We start from the raw sequence: 381 nt of genomic DNA, 5'->3' as shown, positions 1-381 counted from the left end.
CTGGAGAATTAATGGATGAATATATATTTGAAGATAATACATTGCATTTCTTTGCTTCTATCATAGTTTATTTTCTACAATTAATAGTTTTATTATTATATTTTAAAAAATTTAGTTACAATGATTAAAAGCTCAAAACTTACAGACTTACTTGTTATTGTATCAATCATGAGTAAGCTTAATAATAAAATGATTGAATATGGTATATACGAAGAAGTTAAGCATAGTAAAGTAATAGGTTATATTAATCCACTACACATTCATATATTTGATTACAAAAAAAGAAACGCTAAATGAAGTACTAAAATTAATTAATAATATTATAAATGCTAAAGAATTATGAGGAAAGCCCTACGATCCTAAACGGATCATAGGGCTTTT

Origin of the sequence: Nosocomiicoccus sp. HMSC09A07 (assembly GCF_001808485.1) — a bacterium.
Lineage (GTDB): Bacteria > Bacillota > Bacilli > Staphylococcales > Salinicoccaceae > Nosocomiicoccus > Nosocomiicoccus ampullae_A.
This window is presented reverse-complemented; position numbering follows the sequence as displayed.